Genomic DNA, 22,462 nt, shown 5'->3' with positions numbered 1-22,462 from the left:
GGCCATCTGGGATCAAACCCGATCAGGACCACATAATATGGCGGTCAGGTGCATTTGCACCACATCAGGTGAGGACAGCGGTGTGGCAACCCGGTCACGCAAGGGTCAGTTTCAGAAACTTCTGCGTCTGCGTCGTGTCAGACGTGTGCGCAACGCCACGACCTTGGGGTTGGTGGTGCTGGGGCCTGTGCTGGCACTTGGAACATATCTGGCGTTTGGACCCTTAGGGCAGGGTGGCAGCACGTTATCGCTGCGGCTGATTCTGCTGGCCGATCTCGTTTATATTTTGCTGATCGCAGCGCTCGTTTTTAATCAGGTGGGCCGCCTGATCGCGGCGCGACGTGCAAAATCCGCAGGCTCGCGGTTGCATCTGCGTCTGACGGGCGTCTTTGCTTTGATGGCACTAATTCCAACAATTTCGGTCGCAATTTTTGCCGTACTCACCATCAACTTTGCCTTTGAGGGTTGGTTTTCGGACCGGGTCCGCGCGGTTTTGGGCAATTCACTTCTTGCCGCGGAGGCATATGAACGTGAGCAAAGAGAAGACCTGATCGCGGATGCCGATGCGCTTAGACGGTATATCGATGATTCCCGGCGCGCCGGTGTGAGCCTTTCCGACAGCGCGCTGCTGGGCGAAGGGCAACGACAGGTTCAGCGCGGCTTGCGCGAAGCTTATCTTATTGACGGAACAGCCGAAATTCGGGCGCGGGGGGATCGATCCTACCTCTTTGACTACGAGGCCCCTGATGCGGCATTGCTTGCGCAGGCCACTGGAACTGAAATCTTAGTTATCGAAGATTGGCCCAACAATGAGTTCCGTGCGTTGGTTCGGATTTCTTCGCTTGTAGACCGTTATTTATATGTCAGCCGTGATGTGGACGGCGCAATTCTGAGCCTGCTGGATGAAACCAAAGAAACGGTGCGTCTTTATCAGCAGCTTGAAAGCGAACGCGGTCGGCTGCTGTTTGAGTTTGGCCTGTTGTATCTCGCCTTTGCGGTGATCCTGATCCTTGCCGCCGTTTGGCTTGGCTTGTGGTTTGCCGAACGGCTGTCAGGTCCTGTGGGTCGTTTGACGGGTGCCGCGCAGCAAGTCGGGGCAGGGGATCTGGATGTGCAGGTCCGCGAAGAAGAGGGTGACGATGAAATCGCCATGCTGGGACGCTACTTCAACCAGATGACCAAGCAATTGAAAGGCCAGCGCAACACGCTTTTGGACAACACCCGCCACATTGAACGCCGCCGCCGGTTGTTTGATTCCGTCCTAAGCTCGGTGACTTCGGGCGTTGTGGGCCTTGATCCAGAAGGCCGTGTGACCTTCGTCAACCGTTCCGCAATGCGCTTGCTTGATTGGGAGGAAGACCAACAATCATTGGCGCTGACTGTCGCTGTTCCCGAATTTGGACCGCTGTTTGACACCCTGACCACAAGCCCTGGCGAGGCGGCCCAAGGTGAGGTCAAAGTATCCCGTCAGGGGCGCCAGGAAAACCTGCTGGTTCGAATGTCTACACGCCGCACCGAAGATGCGCGGCTTGAGGGCTACGTTGTCGCCTTTGACGATGTGACCGATTTGGTCAGCGCGCAACGGATGGCCGCGTGGGGCGACGTTGCGCGACGGATCGCACATGAGATCAAGAATCCGCTCACCCCGATCCAACTATCAGCAGAACGCATTCGTCGAAAATTTGCGCCAAAACTGGGTGAAGACAGCGAGGCGCTTGAGCAAATGACAGGTGTGATCATCCGCCAGGCGGGCGATCTGCGCCGGATCGTTGATGAATTCTCAAAATTTGCCCGTATGCCCGAGCCGGAAAAAGTCACTCAAGATTTGGCGCAACTGCTGCGTGACGCGGTGCTGTTGCAACAAGCAGGTCAACCCGATGTTGAGATAACGGCCGTGTTGCCAGAGGGCGAAGTCATCGCACAGATCGACGGCACTATGGTTTCTCAGGCCCTAACAAACCTGATTAAGAACGCAGGAGAAGCCATTACAACGCTTGCCGAAAAAGGACTTCCTGAAGGGCATACACCCCAAGTCCATGTCACTTTGGAGCAAGACGCGCATCACGCGCAGATCACCATTGCCGACAACGGTATTGGGCTACCCGAAGACCGGGCACGGCTGTTTGAACCCTACGTAACCACCCGAAGCGAAGGCACGGGCCTCGGCCTGCCTATCGTCAAAAAGATCATCGAGGAACATGGCGGCAGCCTGACCCTCACCGACGCTCCCGTATTTGACGGGCAAACCCATTTCGGCGCCATGGCGGTCATTTCACTGCCACTTTCAGCCCGAACCCAGACCGCATAGAGGACCACAATATGAGCGATATTCTGATTGTTGATGATGAACGTGACATCCGCGAACTGATCTCGGACATCCTTCAGGACGAGGGTTTTGCGACCCGACTTGCTGGAAATTCCGACGATGCGATGCAGGCGATTAACACAGAGCCACCCGCGCTGATGATCCTCGATATCTGGTTGAAAGACAGCAAGATGGACGGGATCGACATTCTCAAATCCGTCAAACGCGACAATCCAGATGTGCCTGTGGTTATTATTTCGGGTCACGGTAACGTCGAAATCGCCGTCGCTGCGATCAAACAGGGCGCGTATGATTTCATCGAAAAGCCCTTTAATATTGACCAATTACTGGTTGTGATCCGGCGCGCAATGGAAACGGCGCGTCTGCGCCGCGAGAACGTCAGCCTGCGCCGCCAAGATGTGGCAAGTTCGCAGATGATTGGAACATCGGGCGCGTACCGCACGCTGTTGAGCCAGCTTGAAAAGGTTACCAAGTCAAACGGCCGAGTGATGCTAACCGGCCCTGCTGGGTCCGGCAAAGAAGTTGCGGCCCGCTACATCCACACCAATTCCGCGCGCGCCTCGGCACCGTTTATCACTGTGAACTGTGCAGGCGTTGCCCCTGACCGGATGGAAGAAGTGCTGTTTGGCCGCGAGACCCCTGAGCGCGGCGTTGAGCCGGGCCTATTAGAGCAGGCCCATGGTGGCGTGGTCTATTTCGATGAAGTTGCAGATATGCCGATGGGCACACAATCCAAAATCCTGCGCGTGCTCGTAGATCAGCAATTCACCCGCGTGGGCGGCAACGACAAAGTGCGCGTAGATCTGCGCGTCATTTCCAGTACCAACCGGGACCTCGCCGTTGAGATTGAAGCAGATACCTTCCGCGAAGAGCTTTTTCACCGGCTGAATGTTGTTCCGATTGCAGTACCGCCATTGGAAGAGCGCCGTGAAGACATCCCGCTTTTGACGGAAACGTTTATTGCCGAATTTAACGCCACACAGGGGCTGCCGCTGCGCAGCTTATCAGAGGATGCAACTGCCTTGCTGCAAACCATGATCTGGCCTGGCAATGTGCGTCAGTTGAAGAACTTGGTAGAGCGCATCTTGATCTTGGGCGATGGCACCGGCCCGATTGAGGCCCGCGAATTGCCTGGCGAAGACGACCGGACCGAGGACGATGGCCGCGTTGTCCTTTCTGCTGGGATGGCCACTTTGCCTCTGCGCGAAGCCCGCGAAGCGTTTGAGCGTGAATATTTGCTAACTCAGATCAACCGCTTTGGCGGCAACATCAGCCGGACAGCCAATTTTGTCGGCATGGAACGCTCTGCCTTGCACCGCAAACTCAAGAGCCTCGGTGTTGTGACATCCGCGAAATCAGGCGCGCGGGTTGCGCATGTTGACGAAGAAGACTGACGTTTTCTAGATCAGACTGAGGTGCGGGGTTCGTGAAGAACGTAACGCCGCACCTATTTTTGGTTTAGCTCGGCCAATACATCGACGCCCTGCATCAACAGAAAGTGCAGCATGTCGATAAATATCCAGTTTTCGGCCAGCTTGTCGCCCTCGCGCCGGTAGATATCGATGACGCGCATATCGGCGCGAACGTCATTGGCGGGGATGCCCATAAATCCACCAGTATTGGTCAACGTCAGGTTCGGCCAGCCAAAAAATCCACCGAAGTTTCCTTCGGCCAACCGCGCGACATGGCCATTAAAGGCCCGATCCGCTAGGCCACGCCGAAATGGCCCCTGATGCTGTTCGATATAGCGGTCGATGGTATAGGTGGCACCAATGCCCTCAGGGCCCCACCATAGCATATTTTCATGCCAACACACGGCCATCTCTTCTCGTGGTGTGCGCGCCTCTGGATCAGCATTTGCATCATCAATCGCACCAATCATGCGGTTGATCAGCTGCAAGGTGTGGGCCGCCTCGGCAGGGTCCTGCGCGCTGGTTAACAAACCACTGTGATCGCGCGGCCCCGGTTGCACGAGGTGCTGCGCGGTTTGGTCGGGGAACCGAACGATCCCCGCCTGACGCATCAGGTGCAGTAAGTCGCAATACATTGCTGTCTCGACGATCTTGCCGTTTTCAACCCGGTTGAATTCGCAATAGCGCAGCATCGCCAGTTTGCGCGTTGCAGGGATTCCTAACAGCGGTGCGTCAAACAACCCCATCAGATGCCCCATTGAGACAACCCAAACACCGTCGGAGCCGTCAATCCCGCTGTATCCGGCAAAGAACACATCCTCGCGGCGTTGCACGGCACTTAGGGCAGCACGGACTGGGCCCCAAAAGGTCGCTGCGATCGCCGCAGGGCCAGATTGTTCGTTAAAAGGATGAAAGCCGCGCCAATGGCAGGTCGGACTTAGGCGGGCGGCTAGGGTATTTTCAATCTGGTTAAGGTCGGCAGAATCGAGCGCGGTATAATGGGCCCGCACCAGCGTTTTGGCGTCTTGTAGATCTTGCATTTGTGTACTCTAGAATCTGTGTTTCGCGAGCATCATAGGCTTTGCACACGTTTGCACCAGCTTCAATTGACGCTTAACCGCGCGTTACAATCTGGTAGCTGCCATCTTTGTTGCGGATCACACAGCTGCGCTCATCAAGGGGCGGCAATGTGGTGGTGGCACCCGGTGGGGCTGCGCGCGCGATGTTGTCTGGGCACGGTGGGATCGACACGGGTGCATAGCCCTTCGCGGCCATACATTGATCGCGGGTTTGCCTGCGAAGCTTTTCGTTTACATCAACGGAATATATCTGGCCGGAAACGTAATAGCCTCCGCGTGTGGTGCAATTGCCCGCACCATTACATCTGCGACGGCCCGGAATATACCGCGGTGGATCTTGGAATATTTGGGTGTTCACCGGAACCGATTGCAAAGCCGAAACTGCACAGGTGTTTGTGTCTGCTTGCAATCGCGCAACAGGCACACCGGGTTTGTAATAGATCGCCAAGGGCGCGCAGGAACCCAAAGCCAAGATCAGAGGCAGTAGGCATATGTGCATAAATTTCATATTGCCAATTCTGCCCGAGAACCGGGGCGTAGACAATTGATTTGACCCCTCATGGGGCTTCTGTCATTTCATACCCTCGGTTTGACAGGCCTTTCGGGCCAGTTGCAAAGGATCAAGGTACCCCATGAAGGTTATCATCTGTGGCGCTGGCCAAGTCGGATGGCAAATCGCCCGACACCTGTCAGGTGAACGCAATGACGTCACGGTCGTCGATAATGACGTCGATCTTGTGCGCCGTGCGACGGACACGCTTGATGTGCAGGGGATCGCTGGTTTTGCCAGCTACCCCGACGTGCTGGACCGTGCAGGCGCGCGTGACGCCGAAATGATCATTGCGGCCACGCATTCTGATGAGGTCAATATGGTGACCTGTCAGGTTGCCCATTCGGTCTTTGGCATCAACCGCAAGATCGCGCGTCTGCGCAGCCAATCCTACTTAGATGCGATTTACTCTGATCTTTACCGCCGCGATCACATGCCGATTGATGTAGTGATCAGCCCAGAAAAAGAAGTCGCCGCCGCGGCCTTGCAACGCCTGCGCGCACCTGCCGCCTTTGACACTGAAGTATTCATGGACGGTCAGGCACAGCTGTTTGGGATAACCATTGATGCCGAATGCCCGGTCATTCACACGCCCTTGCGCCAGCTGACGGACCTATTTTCGACCTTGCGCGCCGTTGTCGTAGGGGTGCGTCGCGATGGCACGCTCTTTGCGCCGGAGGCTAAGGATCAGCTTTTTGCTGGCGATGATTGTTATCTTTTCACCCATAAAGACGACATCGCCCGCACGATGGAGATTTTTGGCAAGAAGACCTCCAAGCAAGAACGTGTGGTACTCGTCGGCGGCGGCAACGTTGGTCTGACCGTGGCCCAAACGCTGGAGCAAAGCGCAAACCGCATCCGCACCAAGGTCATCGAAAAAAGCCGTGTCTGTGCAGAACGTGCCGCCGAAGCGCTCGAGCGAACGATTGTGCTGAATGGTGATGGTCTGGACGCAGGCTTGCTGGCCGAAGCAGGGATAAGCCGCGCCGACGCGATGCTGGCCGTGACCGATGACGATAAAACCAACATGCTGGCCTGCGTGCGCGCCAAAGCGGAAGGCTGCGATTTTACGATTGCGCTGATTAACGATCCGACGCTGGTGCCTTTGATGACGCCGCTGGGGATCGATGCCTATATCAACCCGCGCGCCACCACTGTCAGTTCGATCCTGCGCCACATTCGCCATGGCCGGGTGCGGGCCGTCTATTCCATTGGGGATACCGAAGCCGAGGTGATTGAGGCCGAAGTTCTGTCCACATCGCCCATTGCTGGCAAACGCATTGCAGACATCGACTTTCCCGAAGGGGTGTTGGTGGGGGCCGTGCGCAAAGGTCAGGACGTTATTCGCCCCAGTGGTTCCACCCGAATCGACGAAGGTGACGTGATTGCCGTCTTTGCCCTGTCGGGGGATGTGCCACAACTTGAGCAGTTGATGCAGGTCTCCATCGACTTTTTCTGACGCCACGCACTCAACAGCAGGGGGATATGCCATGCGCCGCGAAAGTTATATCCGCCGCGAAACGCTGCGACTGCCGCTGTTTTTGCTGCTGTTCGGTATCGTGTCTGTGTCGATGCTGGTGCCAGCCGGCCACGGCTTTGCGGTGCGTGACCCCGATACCGGGCGCGCGTTTCTCTATGCAGGGCTGGTCGGTTTGGTGGTCTTTGTGATGGTTGCGGTGGCGCATTCGGGTCGCGAATCCCAAAAATCTGCGCTTGGCCCGTTGTTGTCGCTTTTCTGTGCGTTTGTGTTTCTGCCCATTTTTATGGCGCTGCCCTTTGTTGAGGTTCTTCCAACCACTAAGTTCATCAATGCCTATATCGAAATGGTCAGCGCATTTACGACCACCGGGGCTGCTGTTTTTGACGATCCGTCCCGCCTTAATCCGTCGCTGCATCTGTGGCGCGCCCAAGTAGGGTGGATGGGTGGCCTGCTGATGTGGATCGCCGCCGTAGCCGTCCTTGCGCCGCTCAACCTTGGTGGGTTCGAGGTGACGGCCCAAAATGAGCCCGGTCGGCGTGCGACTGCTTTCACTCAAATGGCCGAGATTGAACCGCGCCAGCGCATCTTGCGGTCGGTTCGTACGTTGTTCCCGCTCTATATGGCGCTGACGTTGCTTCAATGGTTGTTGTTGATGGGCAGCGGCGTGGCCCCATTGACGGCGCTGGTGCATGCCATGTCAGTGATGTCGACCTCGGGCATCTCCAACACCGGCGGTGCCGAAACTGCGGGTGCCGGATTCGGCGGTGAATTGGTCATGTTCATTTTTATGGCTTTTGCGCTGTCGCGTCTTACCTTCTCCAAAGATACGATTACTGGCACCCACAGTGCGTTGCGCAACGATCCCGAATTTCGCATTGGTCTTGCGATTGTTGCAGGCGTTCCGCTGGTTCTGTTTGCGCGTCATTGGCTAGGGGCGTACGCCGTGGCTGCTGAAAACCCGCTTGATGAGGCGTTTGGGGCACTATGGGGTGCTCTTTTTACCGTCATGTCATTTCTCAGCACAACGGGGTTTGTGTCTGAATTTTGGGGTCAGTCGCAAAACTGGTCAGGTTTAGGCACGCCGGGGCTAATCTTGATGGGGCTGGCCCTGATTGGTGGCGGGGTTGCCACGACAGCGGGCGGAGTCAAATTGCTGCGGGTTTTTGCGCTTTACCGCAATGGCGTGCGCGACATGGATCAGTTGGTGCACCCCCATGCTGTGAGTGGTGCGGGCGTTGCGGGCCGCAGATTACAAAGCAATGGGGCCTTCATTGCATGGATATTTTTCATGTTGCTGGCAATTTCGATGGCCGTGATTACGCTGGCATTGGCCTCAGTAGGCGTCTCCTTTGAAAATGCTCTGGTGATGGCAGTGGCAAGTTTATCAACCACAGGACCGCTGATCCAATATGCCGCTGAAGACCCCATTCGACTGCTTGATTTGGCACCCGCAGCCAAGGCTATTTTCTGTGCCGCGATGGTGTTGGGGCGGCTTGAGACCCTTGCGATCATCGCTCTGCTGACCCCGGACTTATGGCGCGCATAGACACACAACCGGCGCTTTTGCACCAACGGTTCGAAATTTGCGCTGGAAACTCCTGCAAACACTCCCCATACTTAGACAAAGGGGAGTCCGGTCCGCGGGCACCAGCAAGAATAAAAGCGAGAAACAACAATGGCGTCTGACAGACAGAACCTTCAGGATGCGTTCCTGAACCACGTGCGCAAGACCAAAGTACCGGTCACGATTTTCTTGATCAATGGCGTGAAACTGCAAGGCGTCATTACTTGGTTTGACAACTTCTGCGTTCTTTTGCGACGCGATGGTCAGTCACAGCTCGTTTATAAACATGCGATTTCCACTATCATGCCAAGCCAACCCATTAGCTTGTACGAGGGTGAAGAGGCTTCTTGAGCCGATCTCAATTCCAAGTAGACGAAACCGATGGCCCCGCGCAGACCCGCGCGTGGGTGCTGCATCCTGACATCAAAACGGATCCTGACCGCCGCGAGGCGGAACCTGCGTTGGCCGAAGCCATTGCACTCGCCGAAGCCTTGCCAAATCTTGTGGTGACCGGGGCCAACGTGGTGCCGCTGCGCAGCGTCAGCGCCGGCATGCTGTTCGGTAAGGGCAAGATCGACGAAGTCAAAAAGAACCTGCACGACAATGAGATTGAGCTGGTGTTGGTGGACGGACCCGTATCGCCCGTACAACAGCGCAATCTGGAAAAGGCGTGGGACGTCAAATTGCTGGACCGTACCGGTCTGATCCTCGAGATTTTCAGCGACCGTGCGGCGACCCGAGAAGGTGTGCTGCAGGTCGAAATGGCCGCATTGAATTACCAACGCACCCGGCTGGTGCGCGCATGGACCCACTTGGAACGTCAACGTGGCGGGCTTGGGTTTGTAGGTGGCCCCGGCGAGACGCAAATTGAAGCGGACAGGCGTGCCATTGACGACCAACTGGTTCGATTGCGCCGCCAGCTCGACAAGGTGGTTAAGACCCGCGCGTTGCACCGTGCAGCCCGTGCCAAGGTGCCGTATCCGATTGTGGCGTTGGTGGGTTATACCAACGCAGGCAAATCGACGCTCTTTAATCGGCTGACCGGTGCAAATGTGATGGCCAAGGATATGCTCTTTGCCACGCTCGATCCCACCATGCGCAGTCTTGAGCTGTTGGATGGTCCCGAGATTATCCTAAGCGACACTGTTGGATTCATCTCTGATTTGCCAACCGAACTGGTTGCGTCGTTCCGGGCGACACTTGAAGAGGTGCTGGCCGCTGATATTATCTGCCATGTGCGCGATATCAGCCACGCCAAGACCGAAGAACAAGCCCGCGATGTGGCCGAAATCCTGACCTCCCTTGGTGTGCCAGAAGACACGCGCCGGTTGGAAGTTTGGAACAAGCTTGATCAATTGCCCGATGACGCGGCCGATGCACTGCGCGAACGCGCTGCACGCGACGACGAAGTTCTGGCGATTTCTGCGCTTACGGGCGAGGGGCTCGAAACACTCCAGCACACCCTCGCAGAGGCATTGCAAGGCGCGCTTCGCGAGGCAGATCTGACACTGAGTTTTGCAGATGGGCGCAAACGTGCGTGGCTATTTGAGCAAGACGTGGTGGTAAGCGAAACGCAGGGCGATGATGGCTTTGAGATCACAGTAAGGTGGTCTGCGGCACAAGAAGCGACCTATTTGCGGTTAGGCTGAGGCATTTATTCTCACCAAGCGGTCGCTTTTTGCACGCACCGGAACATATCGTTCTTTAGACGCCAAGCCGCGGGAGGCCTAAATGACCTTGTTGATCCTATATTGTGCCACCATCGGTGTCTTTCTCTGTTTGGATTTTCTGGGCCTAAGCTATCTGATTAAGCCCATTTTTGAGCGGGATATTGGGCCACTGCTGCTCGACAATTTTCGAATATTCCCGGCATTTGTGTTCTATGCGTTCTACATCGCTGTGCTGCTTTGGTTCGTCTCGGTGCCTGCATTGGCCCAGGACCGCAGCCTGTGGTGGGTTTTTGGCAATGCCGCGCTGATTGGCGCATTGGCCTATGGCACGTATGAATTCACCAACTTTGCCACGCTCAAAGATTGGACGTCAGCGATGGTAGCGACGGATCTGACGTGGGGTGTTTTCCTGACGGCAGTGTCCGCGACGGCGGGTGTCGCCATCGCACGGGCATTTTCCTGAGGCGCGTTACGGCCCTGATGCAGATGCAAACCGCCAAGCACCGGGAGCCAGATCGTTGAGCTTCCAATCCCCGATCTGAGCGCGGATCAGGCGCAGGGTAGGCAGACCAACATGTGCGGTCATGCGGCGGACCTGACGGTTGCGGCCCTCGCGAATGGTGATCTCGATCCATGCATCCGGAACCGTCTTACGAAAACGCACCGGCGGGTCGCGGTCCCATAATGGGCTTGGAGCTTGGATGATGCGCACATCTGCGGGGGCTGTGGTGCCGTCCTTGAGCGTGACGCCCTGACGCAAGGCACCAAGGGCCGCATCATCCGGCGTACCTTCAACCTGAACCCAATAGGTTTTCGCCATCTTATGTTTGGGATTGGCAATGCGCGCCTGCAACGGCCCATGATCGGTCAATACCATCAACCCTTCGCTGTCACGGTCCAACCGGCCTGCGGGATAAAACCCAGGCTCCTTAATGTAATTGGACAGCGTCGGGCGCGGCGATCCTTCGGTACCTTTATCCGTGAACTGTGACAGCACGCCGAAAGGCTTGTTAAAAAGGATGACGCGCAAGGAACTCATCGTTGCGGTACCAACGTTGTCACGCCAACCGAGGCCGCGCGCGCAAGGTCGGCATCCAGCGACATGGGGATGTATTCACCGCGCCGCCAAAGTTGTGCCATGTCATCATAGTGACGCGACAAAAAGTGGCCCGATTGGCCCGTCGATGTGACAAAAACCGAGCTGTCGGGATCGGCGAAATCATAGACACCGCGGTATCCCGCACCATGAACATTATTGAAAGGATCCGGCGTGGTCCCTTTGGTTCGGCCCCGCTGCAGCGTGTTATCGCCGCCAGAGGTCGACTGACGGATGTTGACGAAATAGCGCAACACCGGAACCTTACCCAGCACGGGGTGATCATGCGTGGCCTGATGTGCGTCGCCCCAGCGCAGGGATTCAAGTGAACCGCCCCCCCAAGTTTCCCCGATCCAGATCAGCGCATCATCAAGCGCCAGCCGCGCCATGTCGGCGCAGGTCTCGATGGGGGCAGATTGGAGCACATCGCACCACACGCCAGCACCATCAACATTGCGAAAGGCCCGTTCGATGAAAAGTGGCTCAACATGATTGAACTCTGCAGCCAGAGGACCCAGCTCGTCTTGGATCAATCGTGCTTGCAGACTGCGCAGCCAAGCGGCGTAGATCAGAGGTTCGGGCAGATGTTCGTTCATCTCACCAGACCACCCAGCAAGCAGCATCAGCGCGCGTTGGCGCATCCGCTCATCCGTGCCCTCAGCGGCGGCCTCACCGGTGAACCACAACTCGGTACCAATCAGAGGCAACAGCGAGCGCGCCGTAAAGCTAACCGTGTCCAGCTGCGCTTCGATAAAGCTGTCACGGGTATGGACCTGACGGTTTTGCATCAGGCGCTGCCAACGTTGCACACGCTGTGTATCACCCCATTCGAACGAGATGTGATTGGGAAACGGCCGGTCCACGGTTTTGTTGTTGGTGTTCCCAAGGATCCCACCTTCGGGCGAAACAAACCCAGGGTTGGTCGAAAACGGCATCACGCCTTGCCAGCGGTTGGTGGCGATCCAACCGGGCGTCGGCATCCGCCCTTGGCTTTGGTGTGCAGGATCACGGCGGGGCGCGGCCCCGACGGTTTTCATCGCGATGTTTTGGCTGTCTACCAGCGTGAGGTTCAGCGATGGCGCGATATAGCCCTCAGACGCGCCGATGCCCTCTGCAACGGTCTTGGTGTGCATAAGGTCCATGGCGGCCTGAAGAGACGTGTCGCGCGCGCTTAGAACGGTCCACGCAACCGACACAACATGCCCTGGTGGCGTGATGCTGGCCAGATTGTAATGCGAACCGGGCAGGACCGGCCCATTGTCGGTCCAGCGCAACGTCAGCGTGGCAGGGACCGCGTCTTTGATGTTGATAATTGACGCACGGGTGACGAATTTTTTGAAGCCGTCAGGGGTGCGGTATTCTTCCGGGTTGGCGGTGTTGAGCGCCTCGATATAGACGTCCTGATCATCAAGGTAGGACGACGTCATCCCCCAACCTAAATTGGCACTCCGCCCCGTCAGCACAACAGGAAGGCCGGGTATCGTAGCCCCAATTACGCCACCCGATTGCAATTCCAGCCGCGCAAGATACCAGACCGACGGTGCGGTAAAGCCCAGATGCGGATCATTGGCCAACAGCGTGCCACCAGAGGCCGACCGCGAGGGGGCGGCCGCAAACGCATTTGATGCGCCCGCAAGTGCAAAGCGTTTGAATGGGCTTAAGGGATGCGGATCAAGTGGGATGTTCTGCGCAATTTGCCGCGTGCCGGGCGCTAGTTCGGAATATTGGGGCAGGGCGGCAATACCGGTTCCGGGTGCGTCGGGCAAAATATCGCGGACCCGTTCCTCATCTGCGAGGGCCAAGGACACCCGTGCCCGGATCACTTCGGCATCCAAATGGCCCGACAGTTGCAGGCCCAACAGTTTTACAATCGCAATCGAATCTGCGGGGCGCCACGGCGCCATCGGGGCGTTGAACAAAAACATCTCGGGCGCGCCACGGCCCAACGCATCGGTGTTGATCTGATCAAGGCGCGCGTTCACACCCGCAGAATAGGCTTTTAGCGCATCAAGGGTTTCCGGCCGTAGCGCTTCAACCGACGCGACAGAAAGCGTGTAGATGTCCAACCGGCGCAGTAGCTTATCAGTGCTCAGCGTGGCCTCACCAAACACTTCAGACAACCGCCCTTGTGCCGTGCGACGCAGCATCGTCATTTGCCACAGGCGGTCCTGCGCATGGGCAAACCCTAAGCCATAAAACACGTCATCGTCTTTAGATCCAAAAATATGCGGCACATTGGCATTGTCGCGCACGATCTCGACCGGCGCGCTGAGGTTTGGCACCGCGACTTCGGCGTTGTATTCCGGCAGCGATCTTGAGGCGAGCCAATAGACCAACGACACAGCCATCACGCTGAGCACGATCAGCGTCGCTGTGAGGCGGATCAGCCAGCGAAAAACGAGCGCCATGGAGGTCTCCTCAGAAAAGTTGGGGCAGCGATCTATAAGGCTTGGGCCGCAATTGACCCTTGTGGTCAGGGTGTTAGGTTCGGCCAAGCAATAGCGCAACAAATCATTAAGGAAAAGCCGATGGCACAGCTAGCATTTTTGGGACTTGGCGTCATGGGTGGACCCATGGCGGGACACCTGCAAAAGGCGGGGCATGCGGTGACGGTTTACAATCGCACGGCGTCCAAAGCGAACGATTGGGCCAATGCACAAGGCGGCGCAGCATCTCCAACACCGCACGGAGCTGCCACGGGTGCAGAATTTGTGATGTCCTGTGTTGGCAATGATGACGACCTGCGCTCGGTCTGTTTGGGCCCGGACGGCGCGTTTGCAGGGATGGCATCGGGATCGGTTTTTGTCGATCACACGACAGTGTCGGCGGCGGTCACGCGGGAGTTGCACGACGTGGCGCAAGAAGCAGGGATCAGTTTCATCGACGCGCCTATTTCGGGCGGGCAAGCAGGCGCCGAAAACGCCCAGCTGTCGATTATGTGTGGCGGTGCCCAAGACGCATTTGACCGCGCCCTACCGCTTTTGGAAGTTTACTCGAAAATGTGCCGCCGCATTGGGGACAGTGGCGCTGGCCAGATGACCAAGATGTGCAACCAGATCGCCATCGCAGGTGTGGTGCAGGGATTGTCTGAGGCGCTGCATTTTGCGGAAAAAGCAGGCCTTGATGGCCGCGCGGTTGTTGAGGTTATCAGCCAAGGTGCCGCGGGCAGCTGGCAAATGACCAATCGCTATGAGACGATGTTGGATGATGAGTTTAACCACGGCTTTGCAGTCGATTGGATGCGCAAAGATTTGGGGATTTGTCTGGATACGGCTGATGAAACAGGCGCGAGCTTGCCAGTCACGGCGTTGGTAGATCAATTCTACAAAGATGTGCAAAAGCTGGGCGGTGGGCGCTGGGACACCTCAAGTCTGATCCAGCGGTTGCGAAAGATGGGGTAGCGCGCCCATTAACGGTTGCTCAAACAAGCTGTGGCAGAAAAGAATAATTGCCCTTTGATCGAAGTTTGATGCACGAGACTGACACAGTAATTGATAGGATGGTTGAGCAGGACTGCAAGAAATTGCACTTCTGCCAATTCGACCACGCATTGCTGCCAATGGCGGCCAACTATCCTATCGACCTGGCGCATCACACTTCTTTGCCAGACGTCATACGCGCCGCCTACGGCGTTGATCCACATCCTGACATGCCGGACGGGGTGTACAGTCGCATGAATTCGCGGCTTGAGAAAAACATGGGCGCGGCAGGGTATTACCTGTGTAAATCAGCAACCACTGCGCAGTTTTGGATCTCGATCGGGCTGTTCCCGACAACAAACGGGATCATAGCCTCTCATTTCCAGGCGACTTCGCCGCAGCTTTCGCAGTTTGCCAAGTTTTTTGCTCAGCTCAAACATGCAGAGATTGCGGGGTTAAGCGCGGAGGAAAGTGCCGCGCAACTTGTGGAACTAATGGTCAGCGAGGGGATTGCCGATTACCGGGCAATTGCAACCACAATCATGGCTGAAGAAATGGCCAAACGCGGCGACCGCAAGAAAACGTCGCAGTCTATTCAGTTGAAATTGCTGGATCAAATACTGTGCAAGTTGGAGAAGATTGAGACGTATAGCTGTGATATTGGTACTCTTTCAGGGCGCAGCAGGTTGATCCCGTATAACCTTAAAATACAAGCATCTCAGCTTGAGTGGAGCGGCGGTCCAATCAGTGTGATTGCGAGCAACCATCAGGAACTGTCCGATTCAATGCTCCGAATTACGGCCGAAATCCAAAAAACGTCTGGAACGGAGATCGATAAGCTCAACGATGCTATCGCGTATATTGCTCAAAGCGCACAGGTCGCAGAGGTTCTGGATATAAGCCAAGGTCCGTGCGGTGCCATCGACAAGATATCAGGCGCAGTCAGGAAGGAGCTTAACGAGGTTGTAGAAGAATCCGCGCGTCGGGTCCAAGATGTTCTTGCTGACATCAACAAAACCGCGCTGGCGATGAACCGAATAAGCCATCAAATGAGGCGGGCGCTTTGTGCGATGGAGATGACCCGAGTGTTGTGCAAAATTGAGCATAAAAGAGAAATCACGCGCGCCGAAGGGTTGGGTGATGTAGCGACGCAATTGCTCGAAGTTCAACAGGCGCTGTCCCAACGTATGTCACTTATTGACGATGCCGTTGATATCGCTCTGTCGCTGGCGGCGCAGGTAACTGAAGAGATTTCCGCATAAAAAGGCGAAGCGCCAAAGCACTACGCCCTTTTTTTTTGTCGATGGGTCCGCGGTTTATGGAATGATGCGCGAGTATTTTGTTCCTTCAAGTGTCGCACCGACGCGCAGACCTGCTTGACCAAAGACAGCAGCCAGCACGGGAGCCAACGCAGTGGTCGTATCCGCATTCACACTGTCACCTAGATCAGAGATCACGTATTCCAGATCGGCACCAGCGGCCCAACCAGGCGAACGCCGGAAGCCCTCAAGTGCGTCATTGGTCATAAAGAACAGCACGTGGGCATATTGTGCCGCACCGATCTGCAGGCCACCCGATGCGCTGGTCACCGAGTAATAATCGACGGTAACGTCATTCACCCGCAACGCGCCGCGCCCGTATGAGCCACCAAAGCCAAGACCCGCTTCGGTAATCAGCGGCATAATCAGCATCCCATTGGCCTTTTCAGCCAGCGCTTGCGTGTTGGGATAGGTGCTATACATCTCTTCGAGCGTTGCTGCGACGCGCGCGTCGATGGTGCTTGCCCCGCCGCTGCCGATGCCATTTCCACACGCTGCCAACGTTCCGGTGCCCGCAAGCAAACCGAAAGAAAACGCGCGCCGAGACACGATTGAATTTGTCATAATTTCCGCCTGTATTTGTTTATATAGTCTGCTCATGCCGGTTATTCCGACTTAACGAGCACAATAGGCATAATCCTGCCGCTTGTCATGTAATTTGGCCCCGCTTGGGCAAATTACCGCTGTTGCAGGGTGAGAGGCATGTTTATGGAGCTTTCCTGGTTTTTGAACACACTGGGCAAACATGGTGTACTAGAGAGAATTCATGCTAAAAAGAGCTTATGAAACCTGTCTCAGCCCCACAATTGGTAGATGATTTTCGGACCAGTAGATTATCAATACTGCACTGGTCTTGGGCAACGGGAAGTGGCGAAACAAGGCATCAATTGGCGGAGAATTTGGCGACTATTTTGACACCGATTGTTCTCAAACACCTTCCACCGTCATTTCAAGTAAATCAGACGACCGAAGACGTTCTAAAGTGGATTGGCGAGCGATCTGATGAAAGCGATGTCTACCTAATTTGCGACGAACAATCCAACACGCTCATCGGACTAATGTTCCTCGTAAACGGATCGGAGCCAGAGGCCGAAGTGAAGGTCCATATCGGGTACCTATTATCTGAAGCGGCATGGGGGCAGGGCTATGCATCAGAGCTGATTAAAGGTCTCTTGCTCGAAGCGCAAAAAAAGGTGCCCATGACCTTGATTGGTGGTGTTGCCAAGGGCAACGGAGCATCAGCGCACATCTTGCGAAAGCATGGGTTCTTGTTGGATCAAAATCTATCAAACGACGATACTGAAGTCTTTGTGGCGACCTTAGCCCAAAGGTAGATAAATAACGGTGGAGGCGGGGATTCCGCAGTCAATCACAGCCCAGAAACAAGCCCTAATTACCTGCCTAATATCTTCGCGGCAGCCGGTGCGAAATACGTTAACACCCCGTCACAGCCGGCCCGTTTGAAGGCCATCAAGCTTTCCATCATCACGCGTTCTTCGTCGATCCACCCTTGAGCGGCGGCGGCCTTGATCATGCTGTATTCGCCAGACACCTGATAGGCAAAGGTCGGCGCGCCAAATGTGTCTTTTACTCGCCGGCAAATGTCGAGATAGGGCATCCCCGGCTTGACCATGACCATATCCGCACCTTCACCAAGATCGCGGGCAACCAGACGCAGCGCCTCATCGGAATTGGCCGGATCCATCTGATAGGTCTTTTTGTCGCCGCTCAGTGCTGAAGAGGCGCCTACCGCATCCCGAAATGGTCCATAAAACGCGGACGCATATTTGGCCGCATAACTTAGGATCATCACGTTTTGATGGCCCTTCGCCTCAAGCCCCGTTCGGATCGCGCCAATACGTCCGTCCATCATATCTGAGGGCCCGATGATGTCGGCACCGGCATCGGCTTGTGCCAGCGCCATCCAGACCAGCGCTTCGACCGTGCGGTCATTGACGATCTCGCCATTCTCAACAAAGCCGTCATGGCCGTTGATATTATAGGTATCCAGCGCCACATCTGTCATCACAGTTAAACTCGGCACCGCCGCTTTAATCGCGCGAATGGCGCGGTTGGTATGGTTTTCAGGATCCCAAGCGCCTGTGCAATCCTCAGTGCGTTCTTCGATCCCGGTATAGGGGAAGATACAGATGGCACCGATCCCCAAGGCCTCTGCCTCGTGGGCGGCGTCCACGATTTTGTCCACTGATCGGCGCATCACGCCGGGCATCGAGGGCACTGGTTCTTCGATTTCCGTCCCAGAACGCACAAAGACCGGCCAGATCAAATCCGCGGCACTTAGGCCGTTTTCACGCACCAAGCCCCGAATGCCTTCTGACTGGCGTGTGCGGCGTAAGCGGGCCGCAGGAAAGGGGGCGGAAATGGGTGTCGGAGCCATGCAAAAATACCTCACTAAGTTCACCCAAAGTCGTGCCATGAATTTTTGCGCGCCTCAAGGGTAGGAATTGCCGCAAAGCCCCGATATGTACGGCGCAATTACCCAATAGAGATTTGACTTGGACTGGTACAACAACCTCTTTGAATTAATCGACATGCGCTCGTTCTCGAACCTTTGGTTTTGGATTGTGCTTGCCGTCGTGTGGTCCACCAGCAGCCATTATGTACTGGGCGTGCCCTTTGACATGGTTTTGCGCGCGCGCCGTCATGGCGGCGAAGCGGAAACGGACCTAGAGGACATGGTGCGCATTAACACCAATCGGATGCTCTATATCGCGCAGGTTTCTGGCCTGTGGTTGTTAGGATTCGGGTGCTTTTTCCTCACGATGCTGGCGTTGTTGGGGTTCTATTACGGAATGGAATTTGCCCAAGCCTTGATGTTGCTCGCGTTGCCGCTGAGCGTGGTGGCACTGCTTAGTTTGTCAACCGCGCGGTTGATCCAACAAGAAGGCGCCGAGGGCGAGCGGTTGCGCCGCCGCCTGACACGGCACCGGCTGTACACGCAAATCATCGGTATGGTCTCAATCTTTGTTACGGCGCTTTGGGGGATGTTCCAGAACCTGACCGTCGGCCCGTTTTGACGTTTGACAAATCGCACCAGCACGCCACATGACCCTAACATGAGACCATCTACCCATATCACGCTGTCCGGCGCGCCTGAGGGATATGACGCCCAGCTTTTGTTGCGCGAACTTGAAACGGCCGGAACCCCGGTTGTCCATGTCGCGCGCGATGACAAACGGATGGCGGCAATGCAGGCCGCACTGCGGTTTTTCGCGCCTGATTTACCGGTTGTGACCTTTCCCGGATGGGACTGCCTGCCTTATGACCGCATTTCGCCCAATGCCGATATTTCGGCGCAGCGCATGGCCACACTTGCGGCTTTGGTGCACGCAATGCCGGAAAAGTTCATTCTGCTGACAACGTTGGGCGCTGCCACGCAGCGCGTTCCGGCGCGTGCCACTTTGCGGGATGCTGCGTTTTCAGCCCAAGTTGGCAACCGCGTCGATGAAAAAGCGCTGCGCCATTTTCTGGTCCGGATGGGGTTTGTTCAAAGCCCAACGGTGATGGAGCCGGGCGACTATGCCGTTCGCGGGGGCATCATCGACATTTACCCGCCCGGTGATCTGGGCCCGGTGCGTCTGGACTTGTTTGGGGACACACTGGACGGCGCGCGACGGTTTGACCCTGCGACTCAGCGCACCACTGAAAAGCTTGAACTCGTTGAACTGGCCCCGGTGAGCGAAGTCATTCTGGACGAGGCCGCAATAACGCGTTTTCGCCAAAACTACCGCATCGAATTTGGTGCGGCAGGTACTGATGATCCGCTTTATGAAGCCATATCAGCTGGCCGCAAACATCAAGGCGCTGAACATTGGTTGGCGTTTTTCCACGACACCCTCGAGACGTTATTTGACTACTTACCCAAAGCGACGATTGCGCTGGATGATCAGGTGACACCGACTCGGCTGGCCCGCTGGGAAAGCGTCGCGGATCAGTATGAGACCCGCAAAATTGCGATGGCAAATCGCTCAAAGATGGACAGTGTGTACAAACCTGCGCCGCCAGATGGGCTCTATCTGGATGAGGCCGCGTGGGACACTGCGGTTTCTGACCGGCGCGTGATCCAATTGGTTCCATTGGCACAGCCCACGGGTCCGCAGGTTTTGGATGCAGGTGGGCGCATTGGGCGAAATTTCTCACCAGAGCGCCAGCAGGAATCTATTAGCCTTTTTGGGGCTTTGGCCACGCATATTAACGCAAAGCTTCAAGATGGTCCGGTGCTTATTGCGAGCTATTCCGAAGGCGCGCGTGAACGCCTTACAGGGCTAATCGAAGACGAAGGCCTGGCCGAGGCCGTCCCAATCCCAAGCGCAAACCGCATCGGCAAACGCGGGCTCTATCTCGCCGTTTGGGCGTTGGAGCATGGGTTTGAGGCGGACGGGATGTCGGTTATTTCCGAACAGGACGTTTTGGGCGACCGCTTGATCCGCGCTCCGAAACGCAAACGCCGGGCCGAGAACTTTCTGTCCGAAGTCCAAAGCCTGACTCCTGGCAATCTGGTTGTTCACGTGGATCACGGCATTGGCCGCTATCTGGGCATGGAAGTGATCACGGCTGCGGGCGCCGCGCATGAGTGTCTGGTGCTGGAATATGCTGCAGAATCGAAACTGTACTTGCCTGTCGAGAACATCGAGCTGCTGTCGAAATATGGCCATGAGGAAGGGCTGCTCGACAAACTAGGCGGCGGCGCGTGGCAATCCAAAAAGGCCAAGCTTAAGGAACGCATCCGCGAGATGGCCGACAAGCTGATCCGTATTGCCGCTGAGCGGGCGTTGCGCAGAGCCCCCGTACTTGAGCCGCCCCCCGGCATGTGGGACGCGTTTTCTGCACGCTTCCCTTATACCGAAACCGACGATCAGATGAGCGCCATCGGCGATGTCATCGATGATTTAACCAGCGGCAAACCGATGGACCGTCTGGTGTGCGGCGATGTGGGCTTTGGCAAAACCGAAGTCGCGATGCGCGCGGCCTTTGTGGCGGCCATGTCGGGCGTTCAGGTCGCAGTGATCGCGCCGACGACATTGCTGGCACGTCAGCACTACAAGAGCTTTGCAGAACGCTTTCGCGGATTTCCCATCGAAGTGCGCCAGCTTAGCCGCTTTGTCAGCACCAAGGACGCCAATCTGACCCGAGACGGCATGACGAAGGGCACCGTTGATATCGTCATCGGCACCCATGCGCTGCTGGCCAAAGGCATTCGGTTTAAAGAGCTTGGTCTGTTGGTCATCGACGAAGAACAGCATTTTGGCGTGACCCATAAAGAACGTCTGAAGTCGATGCGCACGGATATCCATGTGCTGACCCTGACGGCGACGCCAATCCCGCGCACCTTGCAACTAAGCCTTACCGGTGTGCGCGACCTAAGCATCATCGGCACACCGCCCGTCGACCGGTTGGCCATCCGCACTTATGTGTCCGAATTCGACGCGGTGACTTTGCGCGAAGCGTTGTTGCGCGAACATTATCGCGGCGGACAGTCGTTCTATGTGGTGCCGCGGATCAGTGATCTGCCTGAGATTGAGGCATTCCTCAAAGAACAACTGCCAGAGTTGAGCTACGTGATTGCCCATGGCCAGATGGCCGCAGGCGAACTTGATGACCGAATGAACGCTTTTTATGACGGTAAATTCGACATCCTGCTGGCCACAACGATTGTTGAATCGGGCCTCGATATTCCGACGGCCAACACGATGGTTGTGCACCGGGCGGATATGTTCGGCCTGGCGCAGCTTTATCAAATCCGAGGCCGTGTTGGCCGCTCCAAAACCCGTGCCTATGCGTATCTAACAACCAAACCGCGCGCCAAGCTCACGCCGTTGGCTGAGAAGCGCCTGAGGGTTCTGGGCAGTCTTGATACGCTTGGAGCAGGCTTTACGCTCGCCTCACAGGATCTCGATATTCGCGGGGCAGGGAACCTGCTGGGTGAAGAGCAATCAGGTCAGATGCGCGATGTTGGATTTGAGCTTTATCAATCGATGCTCGAAGAGGCGATCGCCAAGATCAGGTCCGGAGAGCTGGAAGGCCTTGCCGGCGATGACGGACAATGGGCACCGCAGATCAACCTAGGCGTGCCCGTTCTAATTCCGGAAATCTACGTACCGGATCTAGATGTGCGGTTAGGCCTGTATCGCCGCCTGTCTGAGTTGACCACGAAGGTGGAGCTCGAAGGTTTTGCCGCTGAATTGATCGACCGTTTTGGCAAATTGCCGCGCGAGGTCAACACGTTGATGTTGGTCGTTCGGATCAAAGCGATGTGTAAACGTGCAGGCATTGCCAAGTTGGATGGCGGCCCAAGGGGCGCAACTATCCAATTCCACAACGACAAATTCGCGTCACCTGAAGGTCTGGTCACGTTCCTTCAGGACCAGCGCGGGTTGGCCAAGGTTAAAGACAACAAGATCGTTGTGCGTCGCGACTGGAAGTCAGACGCAGACAAGATCAAGGGTGGCTTTGCGATTGCGCGCGATCTGGCTGAACATGTGATCGCCAAGGAAAAAGCCAACAAGGCGCGCAAGGTAACCTAAGA

General features: G+C 56.2%; 18 protein-coding genes. 12 read left to right on the top strand and 6 right to left on the bottom strand.

Going from position 1 to position 22,462, the window contains the following annotated elements; translation table 11 throughout:
* Positions 1–37 precede the first annotated feature (37 nt).
* Positions 38–2,308, top strand: coding sequence for a sensor histidine kinase NtrY-like (locus C1J03_RS12630; protein ID WP_114886922.1), 2,271 nt, complete (start codon positions 38–40; stop codon positions 2,306–2,308).
* An 11-nt stretch (positions 2,309–2,319) separates the two neighbouring features.
* Positions 2,320–3,720, top strand: a complete 1,401-nt coding sequence (ntrX, locus tag C1J03_RS12625) for a nitrogen assimilation response regulator NtrX (RefSeq protein WP_114886921.1) — start codon at positions 2,320–2,322, stop codon at positions 3,718–3,720.
* A gap of 53 nt (positions 3,721–3,773) precedes the next feature.
* Here ntrX and C1J03_RS12620 read toward each other — a convergent pair whose 3' ends face one another.
* Positions 3,774–4,778, bottom strand: a complete 1,005-nt coding sequence (locus tag C1J03_RS12620; protein WP_114886920.1) for a nuclear transport factor 2 family protein — start codon at positions 4,776–4,778, stop codon at positions 3,774–3,776.
* A gap of 73 nt (positions 4,779–4,851) precedes the next feature.
* Entirely contained in the window at positions 4,852–5,325 is a 474-nt protein-coding gene (locus C1J03_RS12615) for a hypothetical protein (protein WP_254694035.1), read from the bottom strand.
* A gap of 124 nt (positions 5,326–5,449) precedes the next feature.
* On the opposite strand from C1J03_RS12615, the gene trkA reads away from it, so the two are divergent.
* The 5 genes from trkA to C1J03_RS12590 all read left to right on the top strand — a co-directional run bounded on the left by trkA (position 5,450) and on the right by C1J03_RS12590 (position 10,544).
* Positions 5,450–6,826: a Trk system potassium transporter TrkA gene (trkA, locus tag C1J03_RS12610; protein ID WP_114886918.1), complete on the top strand. Its 1,377-nt coding sequence runs from the start codon at positions 5,450–5,452 to the stop codon at positions 6,824–6,826.
* 31 nt (positions 6,827–6,857) lie between these two features.
* On the top strand, positions 6,858–8,393 hold the full coding sequence (locus C1J03_RS12605; protein WP_114886917.1) for a TrkH family potassium uptake protein: 1,536 nt from the start codon (positions 6,858–6,860) through the stop codon (positions 8,391–8,393).
* A gap of 129 nt (positions 8,394–8,522) precedes the next feature.
* Complete coding sequence (gene hfq, locus C1J03_RS12600) at positions 8,523–8,762, top strand: RNA chaperone Hfq (protein ID WP_114886916.1); 240 nt, start codon at positions 8,523–8,525, stop codon at positions 8,760–8,762.
* The gene (gene hflX, locus C1J03_RS12595; RefSeq protein ID WP_114886915.1) at positions 8,759–10,060 is read left to right on the top strand and encodes a GTPase HflX; all 1,302 of its coding nucleotides are present in this window, start codon (positions 8,759–8,761) and stop codon (positions 10,058–10,060) included. The genes hfq and hflX overlap by 4 nt, the downstream gene beginning before the upstream one ends.
* Before the next feature lie 82 nt (positions 10,061–10,142).
* Positions 10,143–10,544 carry a DUF2177 family protein gene (locus C1J03_RS12590; protein WP_114886914.1) on the top strand — a complete coding sequence of 134 codons (402 nt, stop codon included), beginning with the start codon at positions 10,143–10,145 and terminating at the stop codon, positions 10,542–10,544.
* A 6-nt stretch (positions 10,545–10,550) separates the two neighbouring features.
* Here C1J03_RS12590 and C1J03_RS12585 read toward each other — a convergent pair whose 3' ends face one another.
* Positions 10,551–11,120: a pseudouridine synthase gene (locus C1J03_RS12585; RefSeq protein ID WP_114886913.1), complete on the bottom strand. Its 570-nt coding sequence runs from the start codon at positions 11,118–11,120 to the stop codon at positions 10,551–10,553.
* Complete coding sequence (locus C1J03_RS12580) at positions 11,117–13,585, bottom strand: penicillin acylase family protein (protein WP_114886912.1); 2,469 nt, start codon at positions 13,583–13,585, stop codon at positions 11,117–11,119. The genes C1J03_RS12585 and C1J03_RS12580 overlap by 4 nt, the downstream gene beginning before the upstream one ends.
* Before the next feature lie 120 nt (positions 13,586–13,705).
* Here C1J03_RS12580 and C1J03_RS12575 point away from each other — a divergent pair, with 120 nt between their 5' ends.
* Both C1J03_RS12575 and C1J03_RS12570 read left to right on the top strand, forming a co-directional pair.
* A complete protein-coding gene (locus C1J03_RS12575) occupies positions 13,706–14,578 on the top strand; it encodes an NAD(P)-dependent oxidoreductase (RefSeq protein WP_114886911.1) in 873 nt (290 codons plus the stop codon).
* A gap of 68 nt (positions 14,579–14,646) precedes the next feature.
* Positions 14,647–15,858 (top strand): hypothetical protein, encoded by a 1,212-nt coding sequence (locus C1J03_RS12570; protein ID WP_114886910.1) that lies wholly within the window; start codon positions 14,647–14,649, stop codon positions 15,856–15,858.
* 54 nt (positions 15,859–15,912) lie between these two features.
* Here C1J03_RS12570 and C1J03_RS12565 read toward each other — a convergent pair whose 3' ends face one another.
* Complete coding sequence (locus C1J03_RS12565; RefSeq protein WP_114886909.1) at positions 15,913–16,479, bottom strand: YSC84-related protein; 567 nt, start codon at positions 16,477–16,479, stop codon at positions 15,913–15,915.
* A 347-nt stretch (positions 16,480–16,826) separates the two neighbouring features.
* On the opposite strand from C1J03_RS12565, the gene C1J03_RS12560 reads away from it, so the two are divergent.
* Positions 16,827–17,249, top strand: a complete 423-nt coding sequence (locus tag C1J03_RS12560; protein WP_162798532.1) for a GNAT family N-acetyltransferase — start codon at positions 16,827–16,829, stop codon at positions 17,247–17,249.
* 59 nt (positions 17,250–17,308) lie between these two features.
* Here the strand turns inward: C1J03_RS12560 and hemB are convergent, their stop codons facing one another.
* The gene (gene hemB / locus C1J03_RS12555) at positions 17,309–18,313 is read right to left on the bottom strand and encodes a porphobilinogen synthase (protein ID WP_114886907.1); all 1,005 of its coding nucleotides are present in this window, start codon (positions 18,311–18,313) and stop codon (positions 17,309–17,311) included.
* Positions 18,314–18,431: 118 nt separating this feature from the next.
* Here hemB and C1J03_RS12550 point away from each other — a divergent pair, with 118 nt between their 5' ends.
* A complete protein-coding gene (locus C1J03_RS12550; protein WP_174234462.1) occupies positions 18,432–18,953 on the top strand; it encodes a component of SufBCD complex in 522 nt (173 codons plus the stop codon).
* A gap of 39 nt (positions 18,954–18,992) precedes the next feature.
* Entirely contained in the window at positions 18,993–22,460 is a 3,468-nt protein-coding gene (gene mfd, locus C1J03_RS12545; protein WP_114886906.1) for a transcription-repair coupling factor, read from the top strand.
* Positions 22,461–22,462 lie beyond the last annotated feature (2 nt).

Origin of the sequence: Sulfitobacter sp. SK012, from assembly GCF_003352085.1 — a bacterium.
GTDB lineage: Bacteria > Pseudomonadota > Alphaproteobacteria > Rhodobacterales > Rhodobacteraceae > Sulfitobacter.
This window is presented reverse-complemented; position numbering and strand designations above follow the sequence as displayed.